At 67.0% G+C, this 24,661-nt stretch carries 22 protein-coding genes; 13 read left to right on the top strand and 9 right to left on the bottom strand.

Annotation, left to right across the window (positions count from 1 at the left end; genetic code table 11):
- Positions 1-86 precede the first annotated feature (86 nt).
- Complete coding sequence (locus tag KHC24_RS15300; RefSeq protein WP_213364175.1) at positions 87-1,826, top strand: ABC transporter ATP-binding protein; 1,740 nt, start codon at positions 87-89, stop codon at positions 1,824-1,826.
- 109 nt (positions 1,827-1,935) lie between these two features.
- On the opposite strand, the gene KHC24_RS15295 is transcribed toward KHC24_RS15300, so the two are convergent.
- The 4 genes from KHC24_RS15295 to KHC24_RS15280 form a co-directional block, all read right to left on the bottom strand.
- On the bottom strand, positions 1,936-2,721 hold the full coding sequence (locus KHC24_RS15295; RefSeq protein ID WP_213364174.1) for a DUF2076 domain-containing protein: 786 nt from the start codon (positions 2,719-2,721) through the stop codon (positions 1,936-1,938).
- 142 nt (positions 2,722-2,863) lie between these two features.
- Positions 2,864-3,586 (bottom strand): Bax inhibitor-1/YccA family protein, encoded by a 723-nt coding sequence (locus tag KHC24_RS15290; RefSeq protein WP_213364173.1) that lies wholly within the window; start codon positions 3,584-3,586, stop codon positions 2,864-2,866.
- A 56-nt stretch (positions 3,587-3,642) separates the two neighbouring features.
- Positions 3,643-4,431: an anti-sigma factor family protein gene (locus KHC24_RS15285; RefSeq protein ID WP_213364172.1), complete on the bottom strand. Its 789-nt coding sequence runs from the start codon at positions 4,429-4,431 to the stop codon at positions 3,643-3,645.
- Positions 4,415-4,975, bottom strand: a complete 561-nt coding sequence (locus tag KHC24_RS15280; RefSeq protein ID WP_213364171.1) for a sigma-70 family RNA polymerase sigma factor — start codon at positions 4,973-4,975, stop codon at positions 4,415-4,417. Before KHC24_RS15280 ends, KHC24_RS15285 begins: the two co-directional genes overlap by 17 nt.
- Positions 4,976-5,406: 431 nt before the next feature.
- Here KHC24_RS15280 and KHC24_RS15275 point away from each other — a divergent pair, with 431 nt between their 5' ends.
- On the top strand, positions 5,407-6,729 hold the full coding sequence (locus tag KHC24_RS15275) for a UDP-glucose dehydrogenase family protein (protein ID WP_213364170.1): 1,323 nt from the start codon (positions 5,407-5,409) through the stop codon (positions 6,727-6,729).
- A gap of 3 nt (positions 6,730-6,732) precedes the next feature.
- The gene (locus tag KHC24_RS15270; RefSeq protein ID WP_213364169.1) at positions 6,733-7,755 is read left to right on the top strand and encodes an NAD-dependent epimerase/dehydratase family protein; all 1,023 of its coding nucleotides are present in this window, start codon (positions 6,733-6,735) and stop codon (positions 7,753-7,755) included.
- A gap of 28 nt (positions 7,756-7,783) precedes the next feature.
- Here KHC24_RS15270 and rfbA read toward each other — a convergent pair whose 3' ends face one another.
- The 4 genes from rfbA to KHC24_RS15250 form a co-directional block, all read right to left on the bottom strand.
- The gene (gene rfbA / locus KHC24_RS15265; protein WP_213364168.1) at positions 7,784-8,662 is read right to left on the bottom strand and encodes a glucose-1-phosphate thymidylyltransferase RfbA; all 879 of its coding nucleotides are present in this window, start codon (positions 8,660-8,662) and stop codon (positions 7,784-7,786) included.
- A gap of 83 nt (positions 8,663-8,745) precedes the next feature.
- Entirely contained in the window at positions 8,746-9,639 is an 894-nt protein-coding gene (rfbD, locus tag KHC24_RS15260; RefSeq protein ID WP_213364167.1) for a dTDP-4-dehydrorhamnose reductase, read from the bottom strand.
- A 138-nt stretch (positions 9,640-9,777) separates the two neighbouring features.
- Complete coding sequence (gene rfbC, locus KHC24_RS15255) at positions 9,778-10,383, bottom strand: dTDP-4-dehydrorhamnose 3,5-epimerase (protein WP_213364166.1); 606 nt, start codon at positions 10,381-10,383, stop codon at positions 9,778-9,780.
- Positions 10,384-10,494: 111 nt separating this feature from the next.
- Positions 10,495-11,994: a phosphomannomutase/phosphoglucomutase gene (locus KHC24_RS15250; protein ID WP_213364165.1), complete on the bottom strand. Its 1,500-nt coding sequence runs from the start codon at positions 11,992-11,994 to the stop codon at positions 10,495-10,497.
- 220 nt (positions 11,995-12,214) lie between these two features.
- On the opposite strand from KHC24_RS15250, the gene KHC24_RS15245 reads away from it, so the two are divergent.
- From KHC24_RS15245 to KHC24_RS15210, 8 genes are all read left to right on the top strand, one after another.
- The gene (locus KHC24_RS15245; RefSeq protein WP_213364164.1) at positions 12,215-13,039 is read left to right on the top strand and encodes an ABC transporter permease; all 825 of its coding nucleotides are present in this window, start codon (positions 12,215-12,217) and stop codon (positions 13,037-13,039) included.
- A 98-nt stretch (positions 13,040-13,137) separates the two neighbouring features.
- A complete protein-coding gene (locus KHC24_RS15240; protein ID WP_213364163.1) occupies positions 13,138-14,184 on the top strand; it encodes an ABC transporter substrate-binding protein in 1,047 nt (348 codons plus the stop codon).
- A 10-nt stretch (positions 14,185-14,194) separates the two neighbouring features.
- Complete coding sequence (locus KHC24_RS15235) at positions 14,195-15,028, top strand: ABC transporter ATP-binding protein (RefSeq protein ID WP_213364162.1); 834 nt, start codon at positions 14,195-14,197, stop codon at positions 15,026-15,028.
- Between the two features lie 4 nt (positions 15,029-15,032).
- Positions 15,033-16,436, top strand: a complete 1,404-nt coding sequence (locus KHC24_RS15230) for an enolase C-terminal domain-like protein (protein WP_213364161.1) — start codon at positions 15,033-15,035, stop codon at positions 16,434-16,436.
- Complete coding sequence (locus KHC24_RS15225; protein ID WP_213364160.1) at positions 16,433-17,635, top strand: Gfo/Idh/MocA family protein; 1,203 nt, start codon at positions 16,433-16,435, stop codon at positions 17,633-17,635. Before KHC24_RS15230 ends, KHC24_RS15225 begins: the two co-directional genes overlap by 4 nt.
- Positions 17,636-17,648: 13 nt before the next feature.
- Complete coding sequence (locus KHC24_RS15220; RefSeq protein ID WP_213364159.1) at positions 17,649-18,845, top strand: dihydrodipicolinate synthase family protein; 1,197 nt, start codon at positions 17,649-17,651, stop codon at positions 18,843-18,845.
- Between the two features lie 306 nt (positions 18,846-19,151).
- Positions 19,152-20,015 (top strand): sugar phosphate isomerase/epimerase family protein, encoded by an 864-nt coding sequence (locus KHC24_RS15215; RefSeq protein ID WP_213364294.1) that lies wholly within the window; start codon positions 19,152-19,154, stop codon positions 20,013-20,015.
- A gap of 53 nt (positions 20,016-20,068) precedes the next feature.
- Positions 20,069-20,746 (top strand): TetR/AcrR family transcriptional regulator, encoded by a 678-nt coding sequence (locus KHC24_RS15210; protein WP_213364158.1) that lies wholly within the window; start codon positions 20,069-20,071, stop codon positions 20,744-20,746.
- On the opposite strand, the gene KHC24_RS15205 is transcribed toward KHC24_RS15210, so the two are convergent.
- Positions 20,721-21,617 carry a DMT family transporter gene (locus tag KHC24_RS15205; protein ID WP_213364157.1) on the bottom strand — a complete coding sequence of 299 codons (897 nt, stop codon included), beginning with the start codon at positions 21,615-21,617 and terminating at the stop codon, positions 20,721-20,723. The genes KHC24_RS15210 and KHC24_RS15205 overlap by 26 nt on opposite strands.
- Before the next feature lie 114 nt (positions 21,618-21,731).
- Here KHC24_RS15205 and KHC24_RS15200 point away from each other — a divergent pair, with 114 nt between their 5' ends.
- Together KHC24_RS15200 and KHC24_RS15195 are read left to right on the top strand one after the other, a co-directional pair.
- On the top strand, positions 21,732-23,126 hold the full coding sequence (locus KHC24_RS15200) for an aminotransferase-like domain-containing protein (RefSeq protein WP_213364156.1): 1,395 nt from the start codon (positions 21,732-21,734) through the stop codon (positions 23,124-23,126).
- 143 nt (positions 23,127-23,269) lie between these two features.
- Complete coding sequence (locus KHC24_RS15195; RefSeq protein WP_213364155.1) at positions 23,270-24,652, top strand: aminotransferase-like domain-containing protein; 1,383 nt, start codon at positions 23,270-23,272, stop codon at positions 24,650-24,652.
- The last annotated feature ends 9 nt before the right edge of the window (positions 24,653-24,661 follow it).

Below are 24,661 nucleotides of genomic sequence, written 5' to 3'. Positions count from 1 at the left end.
GGCCGGTCCGGACCTGAAAAAGGAAGCCATGCGTCGCGACGTGCCGACATGCCGCGTTTCGGCATAGGGCGTCGCCGGAGTGAGTGATGATCAAGGCGTTTTTCTCGTATTACCGTCCGCATTGGCGCCTGTTCGTCCTTGATTTCGGCTGTGCGGTGCTTTCGGGCGTGCTCGAGCTCGGCTTCCCGATGGCGATGAAGCTGTTCGTCGACCGCCTGCTGCCGAGCGGCGATCTCCAGCTCGTCATCCTCGCCGCGGTGGGCCTGCTGGCGGTCTATGCGGTCAATAGCGGGCTGATGGCCGTCGTGACCTATTGGGGCCATGTGCTCGGCATCAACATCGAGACCGAGATGCGTGCCCGCGCCTTCGGCCATCTGCAGAAGCTGTCCTTCCGCTTCTTCGACAATGTGAAGACCGGCCATCTCGTCGCCCGCGTCACCAAGGACCTGGAGGAGATCGGCGAGATCGCCCATCACGGGCCGGAGGACCTGTTCATCGCGGTGATGACCTTCGTCGGCGCCTTTCTGCTGATGCTCTGGGTGCATCCGCCGCTCGCCTTCCTCACCGCGCTGATCGTGCCGGTCACCGTGCTGCTGGTGGCGCGCTATGGTGGGCGGATGACGCGGAACTGGCAGGCGCAGTTCGGCCGCGTCGGCGCCTTCAATGTCCGGCTGGAGGAGAATATCGGCGGCATGCGCGTGGTGCAGGCCTTCGCCAACGAGGCGCATGAGCGCGATCTCTTTGCCCTCGACAATGCGCGCTACCGTGCCACCAAGCTCGATGCCTACCGCCTGATGGCGGTGGGACAGGCGCTGAACTACATGGCGATGCGTCTGGTCCAGCTAGCGGTGATGCTGGCGGGGGCCTGGTATGTGGTGCAGGGCCAGCTGTCGATCGGCGGCTTTGTCGGCTTCCTGCTGCTGGTCGGGGTGTTCTACCGCCCGCTCGACAAGATCGCGGCGGTGATGGAGACCTATCCCAAGGGGATTGCCGGCTTCCGCCGCTATCAGGAATTGCTGGCGACCGCGCCCGACATCGCCGACCGGCCCGGCGCGGTGGAGGTGGCCGCGCTTGCCGGCGACATACGCTTCGAGCGGGTGAGCTTCGGCTACACGACCGGCCGGCCAGTGCTCTCCGGCATCGACCTTGCCATCCGCGCCGGCGAGACGGCGGCGTTTGTCGGCCCCTCGGGTGCCGGCAAGACCACGTTGTTGTCGCTGGTGCCGCGCTTCTACGAGCCGACCGGCGGGCGCATCACCATTGACGGCATCGACATCGCCGCCATGACGCTCGCTTCGCTCAGGCAGAACATCGGCATCGTGCAGCAGGACATCTTCCTGTTCGGCGGCACCATCCGCGAGAACATCGCCTATGGCCGGCTCGACGCCTCGGAGGCGGAGATCGTCGAGGCGGCACGGCGCGCCCGGCTCGACAGCCTGCTCGCCAGCCTGCCGGACGGTCTCGACACCATTGTCGGCGAGCGCGGCGTGAAGCTTTCCGGCGGGCAGAAGCAGCGGCTGGCCATCGCCCGCATCTTCCTGAAGAACCCGCCGATCCTGATCCTCGACGAGGCGACTTCGGCGCTGGATACCGAGACCGAGCGGGAGATCCAGCTCTCGCTCGACGAATTGTCGCAGGGACGTACCACGCTGGTCATCGCCCATCGCCTTGCCACCATCCGCCATGCCGACCGCATCGTGGTGGTCACGCCCGAGGGCATCGCCGAGGACGGCCCGCATGACGAACTCGTGGCCCGCGACGGCCTCTATCGCCGCCTGCACATGGTGCAGACGCAGGGCATGGGCATGGACGAGGTGGCGCCCTAGCGGTTCACCGGCCTGACGGTACCGACGAAAAAAGAGGGCCGGCGTGAGCCGGCCCAGCGAGGGAACGTTGGCCTGGGGTGTACCAACGTCGTGGAAGAGAGGACGGCGGTCAGATTTCGTCGCTGCCACCGCCGAAGAAGTCGTCGAAGAAGCCGCCGCTGTCGGAGGCGCCGAGATCGTCGGCCGGGCTCGGATCATCCGCCGCGGTGTCCGTGGCCGAGCTGTCGGTTGCCGAAGTATCGTTCGCCGAAGTATCGTTCGCCGAAGTATCGGCCGCCGGTGTTGCAGCCGGGGCAGCATGCGCCTCGTTGCCGCCGAACATGCCGGCAATAGCATTGCCCAGCAGCACGCCGCCGGCGACGCCCATGGCGGTCTGCGCCGCGCCAGCGAGGAAGCCGCCGCCACCGCCGAAGCCACCGCCGCGACCCATGGCCGCGCCAACGCCACCCGGCGCCGCGCCCGGTTGCTGGCCTCCCCAGGGCGAACCGGGTGCCGCCGCCGGCTGCTGCGGCGCTCCATAGGGCTGGGAGGCGTATTGCTGCGCGTTCGTCGGGCTGCGCGGCACCGAGGGCACCGATCCGCCGCGCGGGGCGGGCGGCTGCGACGACCCGAACAGCCCGCCGAACAGGCCTCCGCCCGAGGCCGGGCGCGCGGCCTGGGCCTGTTCAAGCTCGGCATTCTGCTGCTCGAGCTCGGCGATGCGGCCCTGTGCCTGCTGCAGCGCGTAGTCCTGCATGACGATGGTCTGCGCCATGTAGTAGGGCGCACCGGGCTGGCGGGCGATTTCCTGCCCGATGAAGCCTTCCGCGCCGGCGTCGCGCGGCGCCGCGTTGCGCTCCACCTCGGCGAGGCGGGCGAACAATCCCTGGATGGTCTGACGATCCTGCTCGTTCATCTCGATTCTCCTCGTCCGATCGGCAGGAGCATGTGCCTGGCGGCGCCGAATGGCTTTCCCGCAGGAACGCTGCTCCCGCTCCTCGAAGCTAGATCACGTTCGTGTCGATCCAGTGTTGGGCCGGAGGATCCGGCCCCGGACCTCACTCGCGCTCGCCGGTGAGATTCAGCAGCAGCTGGAAGATGTTGATGAAGTTCAGGTAGAGCGAGAACGCGCCGAACACGGCGAGCTTCTGCTGCGATTCCTGGTCGAAATTGTCAGCGTACTGCTCCTTGATCGACTGGGTGTCCCAGGCGGTCAGGCCGACGAACACCAGGATGCCGACCACCGAGACGATGAACTGCAGCATGGTCGAGCCGAGGAAGATGTTCACCAGGCTGGCGATCACCACGCCGATCAGGCCCATGATCAGGAACGAGCCGAACTGCGACAGGTCGCGCTTGGTGGTGTAGCCGTAGAGGCTGGTGGCGCCGAACATGGTGGCGGCGATGAAGAAGGTGCGGGCGATCGAGGTTCCGGTGAACACCAGGAAGATCGAGGCCATGGACAGGCCCATCACGCCGCAGAACGCCCAGAACATCGTCTGCGCGCCAGAGGCCGACATCGACTGCATGCGGAACGAGAAGAACAGCACGAAGGCGAGCGGCGCCAGCATCACCACCCACTTCAGCGGGGTGGAGAAGATCGGCACATACAGCGCCGGCGTGGTGCCGACGATGAAGGCGACGGCACCGGTCAGCACGAGGCCGAGCGCCATGTAGTTGTAGACGCGCAGCATGTGGCGGCGCAGGCCCTCGTCATAGACGGCCTGATCGACGCTGCGGGCGCTGGTGCCCCATTGGAAGCCGGAATTCGGCGGGTTCATCTGCATTCTCCTTGAAGAAGCGTTGTCTCTGCCACGTATCGATCACGCGGGGTGGGTCAGTAGAGCGACCGGGCCAGCTTCGAGGCGACCTGGTCGAGTTGCTGGGTGTCGGCCTCGGCCACCAGTGCATAGGCGACCTCGCCGACCTGCCAGTAGGCGGCGTTGAACGGGTCCTTCATCGCCACCGTTGCCGGCACCACGTCGAAGCTGCCCGGCCGTACGGCGAACAGCGACGCCTTGCCGAGGCCTGCGGCCTCGATCACCAGTTCGACGCTGGGCCCGAAGCTGGAGGGGAAGACCTGCACGTCGGTCACCGACCAGCCTTTCGGCAGCTCCGGCATGACGATGGCGGTGGCGGCGCGGATATCGGCCGGGTCATAGGCGCCCGAGCCGGCCTGCGAGGGCATGGCGGCACGCAGATGCGCGGTGCGATGCGCCATCACCGCCGCATCGACATAGGCGGGGGCTAGATCGGAGGCTACCACCTCGCTGACGCCGAACGGCCCGATCTGGGCATGGGCGAACCAGCCGGCGCCGAGCAGCAGCGCCACCGCCGCCGCAGCGCGCAACTGCCGCCACACCCGCACCCGGCCGAGCGCCCGCTCCAGCCGCCGCGCCGCCTCGACGGTGGCGACCCGCGCCGGCGCGTTCATCACCGAGCGGGGGGCATCGGCGAGGGCGAGGCGCAGTTCGTCGCGGATGCGCAGATCGGCCATTACCCGTGAGGCCGCTTCCGGCCGCTGGCTGAGATAGGCCTCGACATCAATGCGCCGGGCGACATCGAGCTGGTCATCAACATAGGCGGAGAGATCATCGTCGGCGACGGGGTCAACGGGATGATTCATCCGGGCCTCCTACCAGTTTCAAGCGCGGGCGGCCGCCCGCCGCCGTGCCGTCCTCGACCGCGCGCAAGGCGGCGCGGGCGCGGGACAGGCGGGACATCAGCGTGCCCTGGGGGATGCCCAGTGCCGCGGCGGCCTCCGCATAGCCCAGGCCTTCGATGGCCACGAGATGCAGCGCCGAACGCTGCTCCTCGGGCAATACCATGAAGGCGTCGCGGATCTGTGCGAGGCGGACATGGTGCTCCTGTGCTGGCTCCCCGGCCATCGGACCGTTCTCGGCGAGATCGCTCTCGCGCTCGACCTCGGCGCGGCGGGCACGCCGGCGGTCGACGAAGACGTTGTGCAGGATGGAGAACAGCCAGCCGCGCAGCCCCTGCACGGATGCGCCGCGCTCGGGATCGAAGCCGGAGCGCTTCTCATAAGCGCGCAGGAGCGCGTCCTGCACGAGATCCTCGGCGTCCGCCTCGTCGCGCGTCAGCGCTCGCGCATAGCGTCGGAGCGCTGCGAGCTGGCCGAGCACGTCGAAGGTCGAACTTTTCTGCATCATGTCCAATATACGGAGCCGATGGGGCCTCTATTCCACCCCGAACGCACGAAATTTCAGCGGGCGTCATTCGGGCGGCGGGTGGCCGGAGGTGCGTGCCTGGCTTGGTCGCGTGCCTCCCGGGTGCCACGGTGCCCGCCAACCCATGCATCGAGGCGGCGATCCACCGGCGGGTCTGCGCCTCCCACATGGGGAAGGGCGGGTCATTGTCCTGTAATTTTAATGGGATAGCTGATCCCGATGCGGCTCAGCCGTCCATCCGTGTCGGTAGGGGAGGCCGGTGCGAGGTGTTTGACGGGCGTAGGACTGTTACGGTATTCCAGATACGTCGAGGATGCGGAATTTGTGGTTGATCCATTGTATTCCGGGCCGAAACATTTGTTCGGAATTTGCAGAGATTTGGTTGCCATAAACAGCCCACAGGAACTGGATTTATGAAGATTGCAGTAGTCGGATCGGGTTATGTTGGATTGGTCTCCGGCGCTTGTTTTGCCGATTTCGGGCATCAGGTCGTCTGTATCGACAAGGACCCCAAGCGCATCGAGGCGCTGAAGCAGAATATCATTCCGATCTACGAGCCCGGGCTCGATGATCTCGTCTCCACCAATGTGAAGCAGAACCGCTTGTCCTTCACCACGTCGCTGCCTGAGGGCATCGAGGGTGCCGAGGCCATCTTCATCGCGGTTGGTACTCCGTCCCGCCGCGGCGACGGCCATGCCGATCTGCAATATGTCTATGCCGTCGCCCGCGAGATCGCGACGGCGGTGAAGGGCTTCGCGGTGGTGGTCGACAAGTCGACCGTTCCCGTCGGCACCGCCGACGAGGTGGCGCGCATCATCCGCGAGACCAATCCCGATGCCGACGTCGCCGTCGCCTCGAACCCGGAGTTCCTGCGCGAAGGCGCCGCCATCACCGATTTCAAGAAGCCGGACCGCATCGTGGTCGGCATCAACGACGAGCGCGCCCGCGCGGTGATGACCGAGGTCTACCGTCCGCTCTACCTCAACGCCTCGCCGCTGCTGTTCACCGACACCCGCACCGCCGAGCTGATCAAATACGCCGCCAACGCCTTCCTCGCGATGAAGATCACCTTCATCAACGAGGTCGCGGATCTCTGCGAGAAGGTCGGCGCCGACGTGCAGCAGGTGTCGCGCGGCATCGGCATGGACGGGCGCATCGGCGCGAAGTTCCTGCATGCGGGTCCCGGCTATGGCGGCTCGTGCTTCCCGAAGGATACGCTCGCCCTCGTCAAGATCGCGCAGGACAATGACAGCCCGATCCGGCTGATCGAGACCACCGTCGCCGTCAACGACCAGCGCAAGCGGTCCATGGCGCGCAAGGTCGAGAAGGCGGTCGGCGGCAATCTGCGCGGCAAGTCGGTGGCGGTGCTCGGCCTCACTTTCAAGCCCAACACCGACGACATGCGCGAGGCGCCCGCCATCTCCATCGTGCAGGCGCTGCTCGACGCCGGCGCGGTGGTCAAGGCCTATGATCCGGTCGGCACCGAGCAGGCCAAGCTGGTCATGCCGTCCGGCATCACCTATTGCGCCGACCCTTATGAGGCCGCCGAGGGCGCGTCCAGCATCGTCATCGTGACGGAGTGGGACCAGTTCCGGGCGCTTGATTTCGGCCGGCTCAAGGGTATTGTCGCCGAGCCGGTCCTGGTGGACCTGCGCAACGTCTACAATCCGGAAGAGATCGCCCGGCACGGCTTCCAGTACAGCTCCATTGGCCGGCCGGGCGCGGAAGCCCTCTGATACATGCGCATACTGATGACGGGGTCCGCCGGGTTCGTGGGGTTTCACCTCGCCCGGCGGCTGATCGACGAAGGTCATACCGTCATCGGTTTCGATGCCATGACCGACTACTATGACAGGCGTCTGAAGGACGCCCGTCATGCCATCCTGCAGAAGTCGAACCGCTTCACGCCGATCGTCGCCCGGCTTGAGGACATGAAGGCCCTCGAGCGGGCGGCCGATCTGGCGGCGCCCGACATCATCGTGCATCTCGCCGCCCAGGCTGGCGTGCGCTACTCGATCGAGGCGCCGCGCGCCTATGTCGAATCCAATCTCATCGGCTCGTTCAACGTGCTGGAAATCGCCCGCCGGACGCGGCCCGTGCATTTCCTGCTTGCTTCGACCAGCTCGGTCTACGGCGACAATCTCGACGTGCCGTTTCCCGAGGTGGCGTCCACCGACGCGCCGCTGAGCCTCTATGCCGCCACCAAGAAGGGTATGGAGGTGATGTCGCATTCCTATGCGCATCTGTGGAACCTGCCCACCACCTGCTTCCGCTTCTTCACCGGCTACGGTCCGTGGGGGCGCCCGGACATGGCGCTGTTCAAGTTCGTCCGGGCGATCGAGCGCGGCGAGCCGATCGAGATCTACGGCCGCGGTGCGATGCGCCGCGACTTCACCTATATCGACGATCTGGTCGAGGCGGTGATGCGGCTGATGGATCGCCCGCCGGTGGTGGGCGAGCCGGTCCAGGTGCCCGATGCCGTGGATACGCTGTCGACGGTGGCGCCGTGGCGGGTGGTGAACATTGCCGGTGGCGCTCCGGTGGAACTGCTCGAATTTGTCGAGGAAGTCGAGCGCGCGGTCGGCAAGCCGGCGCGCAAGCTGTTCCTGCCGATGCAGCCCGGCGACGTGACCGAGACCTTTGCCGATCATCGCCTCCTGCAGGCGATTACCGGCTATCGACCATCGACGCCGCTCGACGAGGGCATTTCCGCCTTCGTGAGCTGGTTCCGCACCTATTACACCGAGGCGACCGTCGAGTAGGGCTGGCGATGACGTTGCCGGCGGCGCCTCAGCCGCGCGCGGCCTCCTGCAGCACCCGGCGCAGATAGCCTCCATAGGAACTCTTGCCGAGCTTGACCGCGAGATCCTCCAGCTGGCGCACGTCGATCAGGCCGCGGCGGAAGGCGATTTCCTCCGGCGAGGCGATCTTGAAGCCCTGCCGCTTTTCCAGCGTGCGCACGAATTCACCGGCTTCGAGCAGGCTGTCCGGCGTGCCGGTGTCGAGCCAGGCATAGCCGCGCCCCATCTTCGAGACGCGCAGGTCGCCGCGCGCGAGATAGGCGCGGTTCACATCGGTGATCTCCAGCTCTCCGCGTGCCGAGGGCGTGAGGCCGGCGGCGATCTCCACCACCGAGGCGTCGTAATAATACAGCCCGGTCACCGCCCAGTTCGACTTCGGCACCTCCGGCTTCTCCTCGATGGAGAGGGCGTTGAAGCTTTTGTCGAATTCCACCACGCCGTAGCGTTCGGGATCGACCACGTGATAGGCGAACACGGTGGCGCCGTGGGTAAACTCGGAAGCCGATGTCAGCAGCCGCGGCAGGGCGTGGCCGTAGAAGATGTTGTCGCCGAGGATCAGCCATGAAGGCTGCCCATCGATGAAGTCGGCACCGATCACATAGGCTTGCGCAAGGCCGTCCGGCGAGGGCTGCACGGCGTAGCTGATCTCGATGCCCCATTGCGAGCCGTCGCCGAGCAGGCGCTGGAACAGGGGCGTGTCGGTGGGGGTCGAGATGACGAGGATGTCGCGGCAGCCCGCCAGCAGCAGCGTCGACAGCGGATAATAGATCATCGGCTTGTCGTAGACCGGCATCAGCTGCTTGCTGACGACCCGCGTCATCGGATGCAGCCGCGTGCCGGAGCCTCCGGCCAGGATGATGCCCTTCATGCTTTCCTCTTCTTCCCGCACCATCGTCGCGCGGCGGCTTGGCCACCGACGCCTGCGATCCGCCCCGTAACCCGTCCTGCCGTTCAGCCGGTCGCCGTTTCCCCGACAAGAGCCGGCACGATCTCCGCGACCCGTGTCCGCCAGTCCTGTGCGTGATAGCCGAAGTCGTGCGCGAAAGCGCTGGAATCGAGCTGCGAATTGGCCGGACGTCGCGCCGGCGTCGGATAGTCGGCGGTGCCGATGGCCACCACGCGCGGCCGCCGGCCGGTCAATGGCGCTGCGGCGGCCACGATGGCATCGGCAAAGCCATGCCAGCTGGTCGCGCCGCTGCCGGCGAAATGATAGGTGCCCCACGGCGCGGTGTTCGTGGCGGCACGGATGGCAACGGCGAGGATCGCTTCGGCGAGGTCCGGCGTCGCCGTCGGATTGCCGATCTGGTCGGCGACCACGCGCAGTTCATCGCGCTCGGCGGCGAGCCGCAGCATGGTCTTGAGGAAGTTGTTGCCGTAGCGGCCATACACCCAGGCGGTGCGCAGGATGACGTGGCGGTCCGTCGCCCGGCGCACGGCGTCCTCGCCCTCCAGCTTGGTCCGGCCATAAACGCCGAGCGGCGCCACCGGGTCGCTTTCGAGATAGGGGCCGGCCTTCGAGCCGTCGAACACATAGTCGGTGGAGATGTGCAGAAGCGGGATGCCGGCTTGCGCCGCCGCCGCGGCAAGCACGGCCGGCCCCTCGACATTGTCGCGCCGCGCGGCCTCGGGCTCGGATTCCGCCTTGTCTACCTTGGTGTAGGCGGCGGCATTGACCAGCAACGACGACGGGCTTCCCGCGAGCAGGCGCCGCACCGCTGCCGCATCGGCGATGTCAACGGCGGAACGGTCGAAACCGCGTGCCGCCAGGCCGCGTGTCGCGGCCAGGGCGAGCAGTTCGCGTCCGACCTGGCCGCCGGCGCCCAGAACAAGGATCGGGTCTGTCATCGTGCGTATCCTGCGGCCGGCCACGGCAGACGAATCCGTTCGCCGGCTCGGCTGCCTTGCCTGCTACAGGATGAGAGCCGTGTCGAGACCTGTGTCGCGGCGATGCGGCGTGGCACGCCGTCGCGACATGATGGCGGTTCAGAGCGGCTGGAGCGGCTGGCCGTCATAGGCAAAGGGGCTGTCGAATGCGCGCAGCGTCGGCAAGGCCTGGTCCTTGTCCGACAGGATCGCTTCGGTCCCTGGCGGCAGCGGCCAGTCGATGCCGATATCGGGGTCGTTCCAGGCGATGCCGCCATCGCAATGAGGCGCATAGATGTCCGATACCTTGTAGGCGACCTCGACGTCCGGCTCCAGCGTGAGGAAACCGTGCGCGAACCCCTCCGGAATGAAGAGCTGCTCGCCACCGGCGGCCGTCAATTTGGTGGCGATGAACCGGCCATAGGTCGGCGAACCGCGCCGCACATCGACGGCGTAGTCCATCACCGAGCCGCGCAGGCAACGCACCAGCTTTGCCTGCGCATGCGGCGGGCGCTGGAAATGAAGGCCACGTATCGTCCCGGCCAGGCTCGAATAGGACTGGTTGTCCTGTACGAAGCGCGTGGTTATTCCCGCGGCGGCGGCGGCGGCCTCGGAAAAGGTCTCGCAGAACCAGCCGCGGGCATCCCCGAAACGACGCGGCTTCAGCAAGCTGACGATATTGGTAGGTTGTGGCGGCGGGCGTCTGGCCACCGATTCCGCTGACATGCTTTCGTAGTCCGTCTAGAAGGCTCCCCAATCGCCACTCTTAGCATTTAAGCGACCGTGAGGGGAGCCGAACATTATCAGACTTTACAACCTTTTTAAGCATAACATCGATCAAAGCGACTGGTTGTAGGCGCCGACTTCCGGATGGGCGCGCAGCACGCCATCGACGAGGCGGAACATGTCGCGCATGCGGGCTTCCGATATCGGGCTCTCAACCACCACCACCAGTTCCGGCTTGTTGGAGGAGGCGCGCACCAGCCCCCAGGAGCCGTCCTCCACAGTGACGCGCACGCCGTTCACGGTGACGAGATCGCGGATCTTCTGGCCGTCGATCGTCGCACCGCTCGCTGCCATCGTCTCGAAATGCCGCACTACCGCATCGACGACGCCGTATTTTTTCTCATCGGCACAGTGCGGTGACATGGTCGGCGAGGACCAGGTCTTCGGCAGCGCGTCGTTTAGTTCGGCAAGCGAGCGGCCGGGATTGCGGTCGAGCATGTCCAGGATGGCGATGGCCGAGACGAGGCCGTCATCATAGCCGCGGCCGATTGGCGCGTTGAAGAAATAATGGCCGGATTTTTCGAAGCCGACCAGGGCGCCGCTCTCGTTCACCCGCCGCTTCATGTAGGAATGGCCGGTCTTCCAGTAATCGGCCTTGGCGCCATTGGCGATCAGCACCGGGTCGGTCATGAACAGGCCGGTGGACTTTACATCGACGACGAAGGTGGCGCCGGGGTGCAGCACCGACAGGTCGCGCGCCAGCATCACGCCGACCTTGTCGGCGAAGATCTCCTCGCCGTGATTGTCGACCACGCCGCAGCGGTCGCCGTCGCCGTCGAAGCCGAGACCGACATCGGCGCCGGAGGCGAGCACCGCATCGCGCATGGCGTGCAGCATTTCGAGGTCTTCCGGGTTTGGATTGTATTTCGGGAAGGTGAAATCGAGATCGCAGTCGAGCGGCACCACCTCGACGCCGAGCGCTTCCAGGATGCGCGGGGCGAAGGCACCGGCGGTGCCGTTGCCGCAGGCCACCACCGCTTTGATGCGGGTGTTCAGTTTCGGCCGGTCGGTGAGATCCCTGATGTAGACCTCCGGGAAATCCGGCACGTAGCGGTAGCCACCGCCATCCCGCGCGACGTCGGCGCCGGAGAGCACGATCTGCTTCAGCCGGCTCATCTCGTCCGGCCCGAAGGTGAGCGGGCGATTCACGCCCATCTTTACCCCGGTCCAGCCATTGTCGTTATGCGAGGCGGTGACCATGGCCACGCAGGGCACATCGAGCGCGAATTGCGCGAAATAGGCCATGGGAGACAGGGCAAGGCCGATGTCGTACACCCTGACGCCGGCGGCCATCAGCCCGTTGGCGAGCGCGTGCTTGATCGAAGCGGAATAGGCGCGGAAATCATGACCGACGACGATGTCTGGTCGCACGCCGAGTTCGTGGATCAGCGTGCCGAGGCCGAGGCCGAGCGCCTGCACGCCCATAAGGTTGATTTCGCTGCCGAACAGCCAGCGCGCATCATATTCGCGAAAGCCGGTCGGCTTCACCAGCGGCTGCGTCTCATAGGCATAGGTATTGGGCGCAAGCGCGGGCTGGGGCAGCGAGAACATCGCGGATCCTATGGTCGGCACAATGAGCGGCGATATGACCGGCAGGGTCGGGGGACGTCAATGACGTCGACTTTTGCCACCGAGACCGGAGCCGCCCGGGATCGTGACGGAACCATCGCAGGAAGGTGGTTGACATCCGCCGTGATCGATTATGTAATTCAACGGTTGGTTACTTAAGGCGACGCAGAGCGCCGTGAGATAACGATCAGGGAGATACGCCATGCCGTCCTCGCGACGTGAGGGTTTTGCGCGCGCGCTCGTCAATTCCAGGTTCGTCAATTCCCCCTGGGTCCGGCCGCTCGCTTTGCTGGTGATGATCATCGTCGGTTGGGACCTTGCCGTCCGGCTGTTCCAGATTCCGGCCTATCTGATCCCGACCCCGTGGGACGTGATCCAGGCCTTCCGCACCGAAGGCGACAAGCTCCTGATGGAGGCGGTGCCGACCACCATCGCCACCGTGGCGGGCTTCCTGCTCTCGGCGGCGATCGGCATCCCGCTCGCCATGCTGATCGCCGGCTCCAAGACGGTGGAATCCTATCTCTACCCGCTGCTGGTGTTCTCGCAGTCGATCCCCAAGGTCGCCATCGCACCGCTCTTCGTGGTGTGGTTCGGCTTCGGCATGATGCCGAAGGTGATCTCCGCCTTCCTGCTCGGGGTGTTCCCGGTCATCGTCGCCGGGGTGCAGGGCTTCAAGTCGGTCGATGGCGACATGCATGACCTTGCCCGCGCCATGAAGGCGACACGCCTGCAGACCTTCGCGATGATCGGCCTGCCGCACGCCATGCCCGCCATCTTCGCCGGCCTCAAAGTATCGGTGACGCTCGCGGTGGTCGGGGCGGTGGTCGGCGAATTCGTCGGCTCCAATTCCGGCATTGGCTATGTGCTGCAGCGTTCCATCGGCAATTTCGAGCTCCCGACCATGTTCGCGGCGCTCATCATTCTCGCCCTGATCGGCGTCATCCTGTTCTGGATCGTCGATCTGGTGGAGCGCTTCATGGTGCCCTGGCATGCGAGCCAGCGGCACGAGATCCTCGTGACGACCTGACAACGGCGTCCTGAAGCGAACGATCTGAAAGCCTATGGGGACAAAGCCCTCGCAGAAGGGCTCCCCGTCTCACGACACATCCAAGGGAGGACGTGCACATGGTGTTTAGCTACCCGACATCTCGACGCTCCACGCTGCGAGGCGGCCTGAAGGCCGCACTCATCGCCGCTGCGGCCCTTGTGCCGCTGGCGCTACCGCTCGCCCCGGCGCAGGCCGCCGACAAGGTGACGCTGATGCTGAACTGGTACGTGTATGGCGAGCACGCACCGTTCTTCTACGGCAAGGCCAAGGGCTTCTATGCGGCCGAGGGCATCGATCTTGACATCCAGGAGGGCCGCGGCTCGGCGGTGACGATCCAGGCGGTGGCGGCCGGCACGGTGGACTTCGCCTATGCCGACGTGCCGACCATGATCCGTGCCGCCGTGAAGGGCGCGCCGGTGACCGCCGTCGGCGTGGCGCTGCAGACCAGCCCGATGTCGGTGATGGGTTTCACTGACAAGAACATCAAGAAGCCGGAAGACATCAAGGGCAAGATCGTCGCCACCACGCCCGGCGATTCCATGTCGCAGATCTGGCCGCTGTTCCTGAAGCAGACCGGGCTCAGCGAACGCGATTTCCAGACCGTTTCGGGCGACGGGCAGACCAAGCTGAACGCGGTGATCAACGGCCAGGCAGACCTGCTGCTCGGCTATTCCATGGATCAGTCCATGAAGATCAAGGACGCCACCGGCAAGGACGTGCATCCGATCATGTTCGCCGATTACGGTATCCATCTCATCTCCTCGGGCGTCATCGTCAACAAGGAGTTCCTGGCGAAGAACCCGGATCTCGTCCGCCGCTTCATGGCGGCGACGACGAAGAGCTTCGAGGAGGCCGAGAAGAACCCTGAAGGCGCCACCGACGCCGTACTGGCGGCGTTGCCCAAGGCCGGGCAGCGCGCGACCCTGCTCGAGGGCTTCCAGCGGACCATCCCGCTCTACCGCACCGCCGAGACCAAGACCCGCCGGCCGTTCCAGGTCACCGACGCCAATATGAAGGATTCGGTGGAGCTGCTGGTCGAATATGGCGGCGTCGCCGCTTCGGCCAAGGACAACCCCAAGGCCTTCTACACCCGCGACTATCTCCCCGCCGATCCGAGCAATTGAGGAGGACGGCATGTCGTCGTTGCCCCTGCGCGTCGTCGCCCGCGAAGAAGCCCGCGAAGAGGCTCCGGCGGTGCGCCAACGCCTCATCGAAATCCGTGGCCTCACCAAGACCTATCGGACCCGCGACGGCGACGTGCCCTCCCTGCGGCCGATCGACCTCGATATCCACGACGGCGAGTTCGTCGCCGTCGTGGGCCCCTCCGGCTGCGGCAAGTCCACGCTGCTGAAGCTGGTGGCCGGGCTCATCCCGCCCTCGCAGGGTGAGATCGTCATCGATGGCAAGAAGGTCGTCGAGCCGCCGGACGATGTCGGCATCGTGTTCCAGAGCCCGGTGCTGCTCGCCTGGCGCACGGTTCTGCGCAACATCATGCTGCCTGTCGAGGTGCGTCGGCTCGACCGCGCCAGCCATCTCGAACGGGCGAAGAAGCTGATCGCCACGGCCGGCCTCGCCGGCTTCGAGAACAAATATCCCTGGCAGCTCTCAGGCGGCATGCAGCAGCGTGCCTCGATCTGCCGGGCCCTCGTCCACGACCCCAAGATCGTGCTGATGGACGAGCCGTTCGGCGCGCTCGACGCCATGACCCGCGAGCGCATGAACCTCGAACTGCAACGCATCCATTTCGAGACCGGCAAGACCATCCTGCTCATCACCCACTCCATCCCCGAGGCGGTGTTCCTCGCCGACCGGGTGGTGGTGATGAGCGAGCGGCCGGGTTCGGTCGCCGCCATATACGACGTCGATCTGCCGCGCCCGCGCCGGCTGGACATGATGGGCGAGCCGGCCTTCGCCGCGCTGGCCCGGCAGGTGCGCAGCCATTTCTACGCCCAGGGACATCTGGACTGAGCCGATGGCCCCGCGCTTCACCATAGCCCGCATCGACGCCTATGAGCGGATGATGCCCTTCGCCCACCCGTTCCGCTTCGGCGCGGTGGCGGTGGAGGCAGCGCCGCAGGCCTTTGTCCGGGTGGCGATCGACCTGCCGGGGATCGGGCGGATCGAGGGCGCCTCGGCCGAGATGATGATGCCGAAATGGTTCGACAAGGACCCGGCGAAGTCTCCCGGCCGCACCATCGACGACCTGCGCGCCAGCCTCGCGGCGGCGGCACGGGTCTTCATAGAGCGTGGCGAGGCGGATACTGCCTTCGGCCACCATGCCGCCGCGCTGGAGCGCCAGACGGCATGGGCCGAGGGGGAGGGCATCGCCCGGCTGGCCGGCAATTTTGGCGTGGCGCTGATCGATAAGGCGGTGCTGGACGCGTTGCTCACGGGGCTCGGTATCGGCCTGGCCGAAGCGCTGCGCACCAATGTGCCAGGCCTGGACGCCCGGCTGACGCCGGATCTCGGCCTCGCCGAAATCGAGGACTTTCTCGCCGCACTCGTCCCGTCCCACGAGGTGGCGCTGCGCCACACGGTGGGGCTCGCCGACGCCATCGAGGGACCGGGAAGCCTCGCGGAGGAAATCGCCAATGCGCGGCTGGGCTTCTTCAAGATCAAGATCGGCGGCGACGTTGCCGGCGATCTGAAGCGGCTGCGCGCGATCGCCGCGCTGTTCGACGCGCGGGTGCCGGGCTATGCGGCGAGCCTCGATGCCAACGAGCAATATGATCCGCCGCGCCTTGCCTTGCTGGCGGCGACGTTGGAGGACGACCCGGCGCTGTCACGGTTCTTCAACCGGCTGATCCATATCGAGCAGCCCTATGACCGGCGTGCCACCTTCGAGACCTCGCTCGACGCGGCGGCGCTGCGCGTGCCGGTGATCATCGACGAGGCCGACGACAGCTACGACGCCTTCCCACGCGCGGTGGCACTCGGCTATCGCGGCGTGTCGTCGAAGTCCTGCAAGGGCCTCTACAAGGCGGTGCTGAACGCCGCCCGCGTTGCGCGGCTCAACCGCCGCCATAATGGCGGCTACCTCCTCACCGGCGAGGACCTCACCTGCCAGCCCGGCCTCGGCGTGCAGCAGGACACCGCGCTGGTCGCCGCGCTCGGCCTGACCCATGTCGAGCGCAACGGCCATCACTATGTCGCCGGCTTCGGCCCGGCGCCGGACCATGAGGCGCAAGCCTTCGCCCGCGCCTTGCCCGAGTTCTACCGCGTCGAGGCCGGCCATGTCCGGCTCGACACAAGCACCGCAACCCTGCCCGCCGCCCGGCTTCTCGCCGGCCCGGGCTTCGCCAGCGGCGCCGCGCCCGACTGGGCCGCGCTGACGCCCCTTACCACGACATTCGCCTCACAGGAGATTTTCGCATGAGCGCGCACGCCAAACGACTCGGCCAAAAGCTGGGCATCGTCATGAACGGCATCACCGGCCGCATGGGCATGAACCAGCACCTCATCCGCTCGGTGGTGGCGATCCGCGCACAGGGCGGCGTCACGCTCTCCGACGGCTCGAAGGTGCAGTTGGACCCGATCCTCGTCGGCCGCAACGAAGAGAAGATCGCCGGGCTGGCGAAGCAGTACGGCATCGAGCGCTGGACCACCGATCTCGACGCCGCGCTGGCCGACCCGCAGAACGAGATATTTTTCGACGCCGCCACCACCCAGATGCGCCCGGCGCTTTTGGAAAAGGCGATCCGTGCCGGCAAGCACGTCTATTGCGAGAAGCCGATCGCCACTAACCTGCCCGAGGCGGTGCGCATCTGCCGCCTTGCCGAGGAGGCGGGGGTGAAGAACGGCGCGGTGCAGGACAAGCTGTTCCTGCCCGGCCTGCAAAAGCTGCAATTCTTGCGCGACTCGGGCTTCTTCGGCCGCATCCTCTCGGTGCGCGGCGAATTCGGCTACTGGGTGTTCGAGGGCGACTGGGGCCAGCCGGCGCAGCGCCCCTCGTGGAACTACCGCACGCAGGACGGCGGCGGCATGATCCTCGACATGGTCTGCCACTGGCGCTACGTGCTGGACAATTGCTTCGGCGAGGTGAAGGCGGTGTCCTGCCTTGGCACCACCCACATCCCGAGCCGCGTCGACGAGACGGGCAAGGCCTACGAGGCCACCGCCGACGACGCCGCCTATGCCACCTTCGAGCTGGAAGGCGGCGCCATCGCCCACATCAACATGTCCTGGGCCACCCGCGTCTACCGCGACGACCTCGTCACCTTCCAGGTCGACGGCACCCATGGCTCGGCGGTGGCCGGCCTCTCGGACTGCGTGATGCAGCCGCGCACCGCCACCCCGCGCCCGGTGTGGAACCCGGACCAGAAGCAGACCATGGACTTCTATTCCGACTGGCAGAAGGTGCCGGACAACCTCGTCTACGACAATGGCTTCAAGGTGCAGTGGGAGATGTTCGTCCGCCACGTCGTGGAGGACGCGCCTTACAAGTACACGCTGCGCGAGGGCGCCAAGGGCGTGCAACTGGTCGAATGTGCGTTGCAAAGCTGGCGCGAGCGCCGCTGGATCGACGTGCCAAGCCTGGAAGAGTCCGAGCACGCCGTGCTCCGGGCCGCCGAGTGAGCGGGGCAGTCTCATGAACTCCATCGACAAGACGCTCACCGCGCTTTCGCTCCGCCTGCCCTTGGCGGGCGGCGGGTTGGAGACGTTCCGCCTCTCGGCGCCGCGCGATTTCCCGGATCGCCCGGCCGGCCCGATGAACCGCATCGCCTTCTCGGCCGGCCATGTGGTGGCCGATGCGCTCGCCGACGTCGACCCGTGGTTGACCGCGGCGGTGGACTGGGACCGCACCATCGCCTTTCGAGAGCATTTGTGGGACCTCGGCCTCGGCGTGGCCGAGGCGATGGACACCGCCCAGCGCGGCATGGGACTGGACTGGCCGACCTCGCTGGAGCTGATCCGCCGCTCGGTCGAGGCCTCGAAGGCCCGCTCGGAGCCCGGCCTCGTCTCCTCCGGCGCCGGCACCGACCATCTGGCGCCGCAGGACGCCAAAAGCCTCGACGACGTGATCCGCGCCTATGAGGAGCAGGTCGCCGCCGTCGAGGGCGTCGGCGGGCGCATCATCCTCATGGCCTCGCGTGCATTGGCCAAGGTGGCGACCTCGCCGGAGGACTATGTCCGCGTCTATGACCGCATCCTGTCGCAGGTGTCCGAGCCAGTGATCATCCACTGGCTGGGCGACATGTTCGACCCGGCGCTGGCCGGCTACTGGGGCGACGCCGACCCGGACCGCGCCATGGACACGGCGGTCGCCGTGATCAATGCCCATGCCGCCAAGGTCGACGGCGTGAAGATCTCGCTGCTCGACAAGGACAAGGAGATCGCCATGCGCCGGCGCCTCGCGCCCGGCGTGCGCATGTATACCGGCGACGACTTCAACTATGCCGAGCTGATCGCCGGCGACGATCACGGCCATTCCGACGCGCTGCTCGGCATTTTCGACGCCATCGCCCCGGCGGCTTCGGCGGCATTGGTGGCGCTGGCGGCCGGCGACCGGGCGACGTTCGATGACATATTGGAGCCCACCGTGCCGCTCTCGCGGCACATCTTCCGGGCGCCGACCCGCTTCTACAAGACCGGGGTGGTGTTCATGGCCTATCTCAACGGCCATCAGGATCATTTCGTGATGGTCGGCGGGCAGGAGAGCACCCGCTCGACGCTGCACCTCGCCGAGCTGTTCCGCCTCGCCGACCGCGCCGGCCTGCTTGCCGATCCGGACTTTGCCGCGGCACGGATGCGCGCCGTGCTGGCGGTGCGCGGCGTGGAGGCGTGAGGGCGGAGGCATCGGCTCTTTCTCAGGGCTGATGCGTTCGGCTGTTGCCGAATTCAGCATCCGACATGGCCAAGTTCGGATGCTCCCTCTCCCCGTGGGGGAGAGGGGTGGGGTGAGGGGGCTCGACGCTTCCCGATGTCGTCCCCCCTCACCGACCCGCTTCGCGGGCCACCTCTCCCCGCGGGGAGAGGACAAAAAAGAGGGTGTCTCCCAGCCATCGTCGTCCGTGAGGGGCTTCATAGCCCTCCAATTCTAAAGGAGCCCCACATGGGCCACCACGCTTGTCCCGCGGCTGCCGGCGCCGTTCTGCGCGACTTCTCCGCCGATCACCGCCAGCTCTCGATCAACACCGCGACGGTGCGGCGGCAGGGCGACCTTCTCGCCATCATCGAGGCCTGCGCCCGCGCCGAAATCCCGGCCATCTCGCCCTGGCGCGACCAGGTGGCGACGGTGGGTCTTGACCGCGCGGTGAAGGCGGTGCGCGAGACCGGGCTGAAGCTTTCCGGCTATTGCCGGGGCGGTATGTTCCCCGCCGATCCCGCCCGCCTTGTCGAGGTGCAGGACGACAACCGCCGCGCGGTCGACGAGGCCGCCGCGCTCGGCGCGCCCTGCCTGGTGCTGGTGGTGGGCGGCCTGCCGCAGTTCTCCCGCCCCGGCTCGGCGCCATCCAAGGATATCGGCGGCGCCCGCGCCATGGTGGAGGATGGCATCGGCGCGCTGCTCGACCATGCGGCGAAGGCTGGCATGCCGCTCGCCATCGAGCCGCTGCACCCGATGTACGCCGCCGACCGTGCCTGCGTGAACACTACCGGCCAGGCGCTCGATATTTGCGACCGGCTCGATCCCGGCCGCACCGGCCGGCTCGGCGTCGCGCTCGACCTGTTCCATGTCTGGTGGGACCCCGAGCTTTACGCGCAGATCGCGCGCTGTGGGCCGGACCGGCTGCTCGCCTATCACGTCTGCGACTGGCTGGTGCCGATGGCCGACATGCTGAACGACCGCGGCATGATGGGCGACGGCGTCATCGACCTGAAGGGCATCCGTGCCCAGGTGGAGGCGGTCGGCTATCGCGGCTTCAGCGAGGTGGAGATCTTCTCCGAGCGCTGGTGGAGCCTGCCGATGGAGGAGGTGCTCTCCACCTGTATCGCCCGTCACCGCGCCGTCGTATAGGAAGGCCGAGGGACCTTGCCGTGTGGGAATGGGAGGGCAAGGACGTGAACGAAATGGCCGGAAGCAAGCTTCGTCCCGTCGGCGACGGGATGGCGGAAACGCCACCGCGCGAGGTGCGCGCGCGCGATCCCGAGCGCACCCGCGCCAGCATTCTCGCCGCCGCCACCGTGGAATTCTCCGCCCGCGGCTTTGCCGGCGCCGGCATCGATGCCATTGCCTCGCGCTCCGGCGCCAACCGGCGGATGATCTATCATTATTTCGGCTCCAAGCGCGGCCTGTGGCTGGCGGTGCTGGAAGCCGCTTATGAGCGCGCCCGCATGTCCGAGGTGGCGCTGCATCTCGACGAACTGGCGCCAGTAGAGGCGATGCGGGCGCTGGTGACGTTCACCTTCGATTCCTTCATCGGCGACCGCACCTTCATCAACCTCCTGAACAGCGAGAACCTGCACCAGGCGCGGCACCTGAAGGAATCCGCGCGGGTGAAGGGGCTGCACTCGCCGCTGATTGGCCTGTTGCAGGACATTCTCAATCGCGGCATCGCCGCCGGCGTGTTCCGCACCGGCGTCGATCCGGCTCAGCTGTGGATCTCCATCGCCGGCCTGTCCTATTTCTACTTCTCCAACCAGTTCACCCTGTCGGTGATTCTCGACCGCAATCTCCAGAGCAAGGCCGAGCTCGACGAGCGCCGCACCCATGTCGCGGACCTCATCGTGCATTCTCTACTTGCGTGAGCGGCGGAGGCGCGGCGAATCGGCGGGCGCCGACGACGCACAGGATCACCGCGAGGGTCGAGGCGAGCATCTGCGGGGTTACCGCTTCGCCGAGCAGGGTGGCGGCGAGAGCGAGGCCGAAAAACGGTTGCAGCAGCTGCAATTGGCCGACGGCGGCAATGCCGCCCTGGGCGAGCCCGCGATACCAGAAGACGAAACCGATCAGCATGCTGAACAGCGAGACATAAGCGAGGCCGGCCCAGGCCGGGGCCTCCACTGCGGCAAAGGATGACGGCATAAGCAGGAGTGCCGCCACCGCCGTCGCCGGTAGCGACAATACCAGCGCCCATGAGATGACTTGCCAGCCGCCGAGGCGACGCGAGAGCCGTGCGCCCTCCGCATAGCCCAGACCGCAGGCGACGATGGCGGCGAGCATCAGCGCATCGCCGATCGGCGCCGCGGCAAGGCCCTGGCTGAGCGCGAAGCCCACCACCAGCACGCTGCCGAGCCCGGAAAACAGCCAGAAGGCTGGCCGCGGCCGTTCACCGCCCCTGAGCACGCCGAACAGTGCCGTCGCCATCGGCAGCAGGCCGATGAACACCATCGAATGCGCCGAGGTGACGTGGCGCAGCGCCAGCGCGGTGAGCAGCGGGAAGCCGATGACGACGCCCAGCGAGACGATGGCGAGCGACACGAGGTCGCCCCGTCGCGGCCACGCCTGCCGGAAAGCCATCAGCATGGCCAGCCCGAGCACGCCGGCAATGGCGGCGCGGGCGACGGTCAGGAATACCGGATCGAAATCGGCCACCGCCACGCGCGTCGCCGGCAGCGAGCCGCTGAAGATCAGCACGCCGACCAGTCCGTTGATCCACCCCGTCGTCGTCCGGCCCATCTTCCGCTCCTCCGCAATGGGTAGCCTTATGGCGTGGCGTCGCTGGTGTCGCCAGACACGGTGCCATACAGCTTAGTCAAACTGTTATGGATGTAATTGCCATACGGATGGGTCATGAAACACGCCGCCGAACCATCAGGCACACGTCTTGGCCAGGTGATGGAGCTGATCCGCGGCCGGATCGCCGGCCGGAGCCTGACTTCGGGCGATCGGCTGCCCTCCATCAGATCGCTGGCGGGAAGCCTGCAATTGTCGGCCTCCACCATCGTCGAAGCTTATGAGCGGCTGGTGGCGGAGGGGGTGATCGTCTCGCGCCCCGGGTCCGGCTTTTATGTCGCCGGCCCGCTGGCACCGCTGTCCATGGCCGAGATCGGGCCGCGACTCGACCGTGCCGTCGATCCGTTCTGGGTCTCGCGCCAGTCGCTGGCAGCGGAGGGGGCGGTTCTCAAGCCGGGTTGCGGCTGGCTGCCGGCGGACTGGATGCCGCAGTCTGGACTGCGGCGGGCGCTCCGCCATCTCGCGCGGGCCGACGATGCCGATCTTGCCGATTACGGCACGCCGCTTGGCCTGCCGCCGCTGCGCCAGTTGCTCGCCCGTCGCATGGCCGAGCGCGGCATCGATGCCGCGCCGGAGCGCATATTGCTCACCGAATCCGGTACCCAGGCGATCGATCTGCTGTGCCGGTTGCTGATCGAGCCGGGCGACACCGTACTGGTCGACGACCCCTGCTATTTCAATTTTCACGCCCTGCTGCGGGCGCACCGGGCGCGGATCGTCGGGGTGCCCTATACGCCGCACGGACCGGATGTCGAGCGCTTCGGTGCCGCATTGGCCGAGCACCGGCCGCGCCTCTACATCACCAATTCCGCATTGCAGAATCCTACCGGCGCGGTGCTGTCGCCGGTGGTGGCCCATCGCATCCTCAAACTCGCGGACCAGGCGGCGCTCACCATCATCGAGGACGACATCTTTGCCGATTTCGAGCACACGCCGGCACCACGGCTTGCCGCTTTCGACGGGCTGGAGCGGGTCGTGCACATTGGCAGCTTCTCCAAGACCCTGTCGGCCTCGGCGCGCTGCGGCTTCATCGCCGCGCGGGGGGAATGGATCGAGGCGCTGGTCGATCTGAAGATCGCCACCAGCTTCGGCGGTGGTCGGCTGGGGGCTGAACTCGTCTACGGCGTGTTGCGCGACGGCGGCTATCGAAAGCACATGGATGGCCTGCGCCAGCGGTTGGCGCGCGCCAGGACGGAAGTCGGCGCGCGGCTGAAGCAGCTTGGCATCGTCCCTTGGGTAGAGCCGCAGGCCGGCATGTTCCTATGGTGTCGCCTGCCCGACGATCTCGATGCCGCCGACATTGCGCGCGAGGCGTTGGGCCAGAACATCGTACTCGCGCCCGGCAATGTGTTCAGCCTGTCGCAGTCGGCGCGCGGCTTCATGCGCTTCAACGCCGCACAATCGCTGGACGACCGGCTGTTCGACGTGCTGTGGGCGGTGATGCACCGTTAGCCCGTAAAGCCACTTCCCCCTTTTGTCGTTGGCCGCTTCGCGAGGAACGAGGCCACCGCCGGGGGGCCGGCTGGCGCCGCCTCCGGTTCGGCGGTAATGTCGCGCAGACATTTTTAAAAATGCATGGGTCTTCGGAGCGAGACATGGCGAAGAGCCAGCCGAGCCTGCCATGGCTGCGAGGGTTCCTGGAGGGCGCCGGGCCGCGCTACCTTCAGATCGTCGCGATGATCGAGGAGGCGGTGCGCGCCGGCGGGCTGCGGCCCGGGGCACGGCTGCCGCCCCAGCGCGATCTGGCCGGGCGGCTGGGCGTCGACCTTACCACGGTGACGCGCGCCTATACCGAGGCGCGCCACCGCGGCCTTATCGACGCGATGACCGGGCGCGGCTCCTTCATCGCCGCGCGGCCGGAGACCTCCGCCTTCCTGCTCGATCTGTCGATGAACATTCCGCCGCCGCCCAAGGGAGTGCGGCTTGCCGACAAGCTGCAGGAGGGGCTCGCCGAGGTGCTGCGGCGCTCCGATGTCGATCTGCTGATGAGCTATCACATCGGTGCCGGTTCACTCGCCGACCGTTCGGCCGGCTGCCTGTGGCTGGAGCCGCTGCTCGGTGCCGTCGATCCGCAGCGCCTGATCGTGACGCTGGGCGCGCAACCGGCGCTTGCCGCGCTGCTCGGCCTGCTCGCTGGGCCCGGCGAGGCGGTGGCGGCGGACAGGCTCACCTATCCCGGTCTGCGTGCCGCCGCCCGGCAGCAAGGGCTGCGGCTGCAAGCGGTGGAGGGCGACGCGGAAGGCATGCTGCCGGAGGCGCTGGAGGTGGCGCTCGCCGCCAGCGGCGCCCGGCTGCTCTATCTCACGCCGACCATCCACAACCCGACCGCGGTCACTCTCTCCGCCGCCCGGCGAGAGGCCATCGTGCGGATCGCGCGGCAGCGGGACATCCAGATCATCGAGGACGATCCCTATGCGCGTCTTGCGGGGGATGCACCGGCGCCGGTCGCCGCTCTGGCGCCGGAACGGACCTTCTACATCGCGACGTTGTCGAAGACGTTGACGCCCGGCCTGCGCACGGCCTTTGTGGTTGCGCCGTCTATGCCGCAAAGCGAGGCGCTGGTGGCGGCGCTGCGCGGGCTGATCCTGATGCCGTCGCCGCTGATGACGGCCTTGGCCGTGCACTGGATCCGCCTCGGCGTCGCGGAAGAACTGCTCGACGGCGTCCGCCGCGAGGCGACCGACCGCCAGCGTGCGGCGGCGGAGATCCTGCCGGCCACGGGGCACGCCCATCCTCATGGACTGCATGTCTGGCTGCCGCTGCCGCCCCACTGGGACCGCCACCGCCTCATCGAGGCGGCGCGGCAGGAGGGACTGGGCGTTACGCCGTCGGACGCCTTCTGCATCGAAGGGAGGGCGCCGGACGCGGTGCGCCTGTCGCTCGGCGGCATTCCCGATCGTGCCCGGCTGGTGGCCGCGCTGCGCAAGCTCGCCGACATCCTTGCCGACCGGCACGTTAGCGATGCCGCGGTGGTGTAGCGTGCGGCG

Source organism: Ancylobacter defluvii, from assembly GCF_018390605.1.
Lineage (GTDB): Bacteria > Pseudomonadota > Alphaproteobacteria > Rhizobiales > Xanthobacteraceae > Ancylobacter > Ancylobacter defluvii.
Note: the sequence above shows the minus strand (reverse complement) of the source record. Positions and strands in the feature narration are given on the sequence as shown.

Bases quoted from the DNA above. Each gene is read 5' to 3' on its own strand.
- KHC24_RS15225 (WP_213364160.1), top strand. From the start codon at position 16,433: ATGAGCGCGCACGCCAAACGACTCGGCCAAAAGCTGGGCATCGTCATG.
- KHC24_RS15245 (WP_213364164.1), top strand. From the start codon at position 12,215: ATGCCGTCCTCGCGACGTGAGGGTTTTGCGCGCGCGCTCGTCAATTCC.
- KHC24_RS15290 (WP_213364173.1), bottom strand. From the start codon at position 3,586: ATGAACCCGCCGAATTCCGGCTTCCAATGGGGCACCAGCGCCCGCAGC.
- KHC24_RS15210 (WP_213364158.1), top strand. From the start codon at position 20,069: ATGGCCGGAAGCAAGCTTCGTCCCGTCGGCGACGGGATGGCGGAAACG.
- rfbC (WP_213364166.1), bottom strand. From the start codon at position 10,383: ATGTCAGCGGAATCGGTGGCCAGACGCCCGCCGCCACAACCTACCAAT.
- KHC24_RS15205 (WP_213364157.1), bottom strand. From the start codon at position 21,617: ATGGGCCGGACGACGACGGGGTGGATCAACGGACTGGTCGGCGTGCTG.
- KHC24_RS15300 (WP_213364175.1), top strand. From the start codon at position 87: ATGATCAAGGCGTTTTTCTCGTATTACCGTCCGCATTGGCGCCTGTTC.
- KHC24_RS15280 (WP_213364171.1), bottom strand. From the start codon at position 4,975: ATGATGCAGAAAAGTTCGACCTTCGACGTGCTCGGCCAGCTCGCAGCG.
- KHC24_RS15195 (WP_213364155.1), top strand. From the start codon at position 23,270: ATGGCGAAGAGCCAGCCGAGCCTGCCATGGCTGCGAGGGTTCCTGGAG.
- rfbA (WP_213364168.1), bottom strand. From the start codon at position 8,662: ATGAAGGGCATCATCCTGGCCGGAGGCTCCGGCACGCGGCTGCATCCG.
- KHC24_RS15200 (WP_213364156.1), top strand. From the start codon at position 21,732: ATGAAACACGCCGCCGAACCATCAGGCACACGTCTTGGCCAGGTGATG.
- KHC24_RS15230 (WP_213364161.1), top strand. From the start codon at position 15,033: ATGGCCCCGCGCTTCACCATAGCCCGCATCGACGCCTATGAGCGGATG.
- KHC24_RS15220 (WP_213364159.1), top strand. From the start codon at position 17,649: ATGAACTCCATCGACAAGACGCTCACCGCGCTTTCGCTCCGCCTGCCC.
- KHC24_RS15240 (WP_213364163.1), top strand. From the start codon at position 13,138: ATGGTGTTTAGCTACCCGACATCTCGACGCTCCACGCTGCGAGGCGGC.
- KHC24_RS15285 (WP_213364172.1), bottom strand. From the start codon at position 4,431: ATGAATCATCCCGTTGACCCCGTCGCCGACGATGATCTCTCCGCCTAT.
- KHC24_RS15235 (WP_213364162.1), top strand. From the start codon at position 14,195: ATGTCGTCGTTGCCCCTGCGCGTCGTCGCCCGCGAAGAAGCCCGCGAA.
- KHC24_RS15250 (WP_213364165.1), bottom strand. From the start codon at position 11,994: ATGTTCTCGCTGCCCCAGCCCGCGCTTGCGCCCAATACCTATGCCTAT.
- rfbD (WP_213364167.1), bottom strand. From the start codon at position 9,639: ATGACAGACCCGATCCTTGTTCTGGGCGCCGGCGGCCAGGTCGGACGC.
- KHC24_RS15275 (WP_213364170.1), top strand. From the start codon at position 5,407: ATGAAGATTGCAGTAGTCGGATCGGGTTATGTTGGATTGGTCTCCGGC.
- KHC24_RS15295 (WP_213364174.1), bottom strand. From the start codon at position 2,721: ATGAACGAGCAGGATCGTCAGACCATCCAGGGATTGTTCGCCCGCCTC.
- KHC24_RS15270 (WP_213364169.1), top strand. From the start codon at position 6,733: ATGCGCATACTGATGACGGGGTCCGCCGGGTTCGTGGGGTTTCACCTC.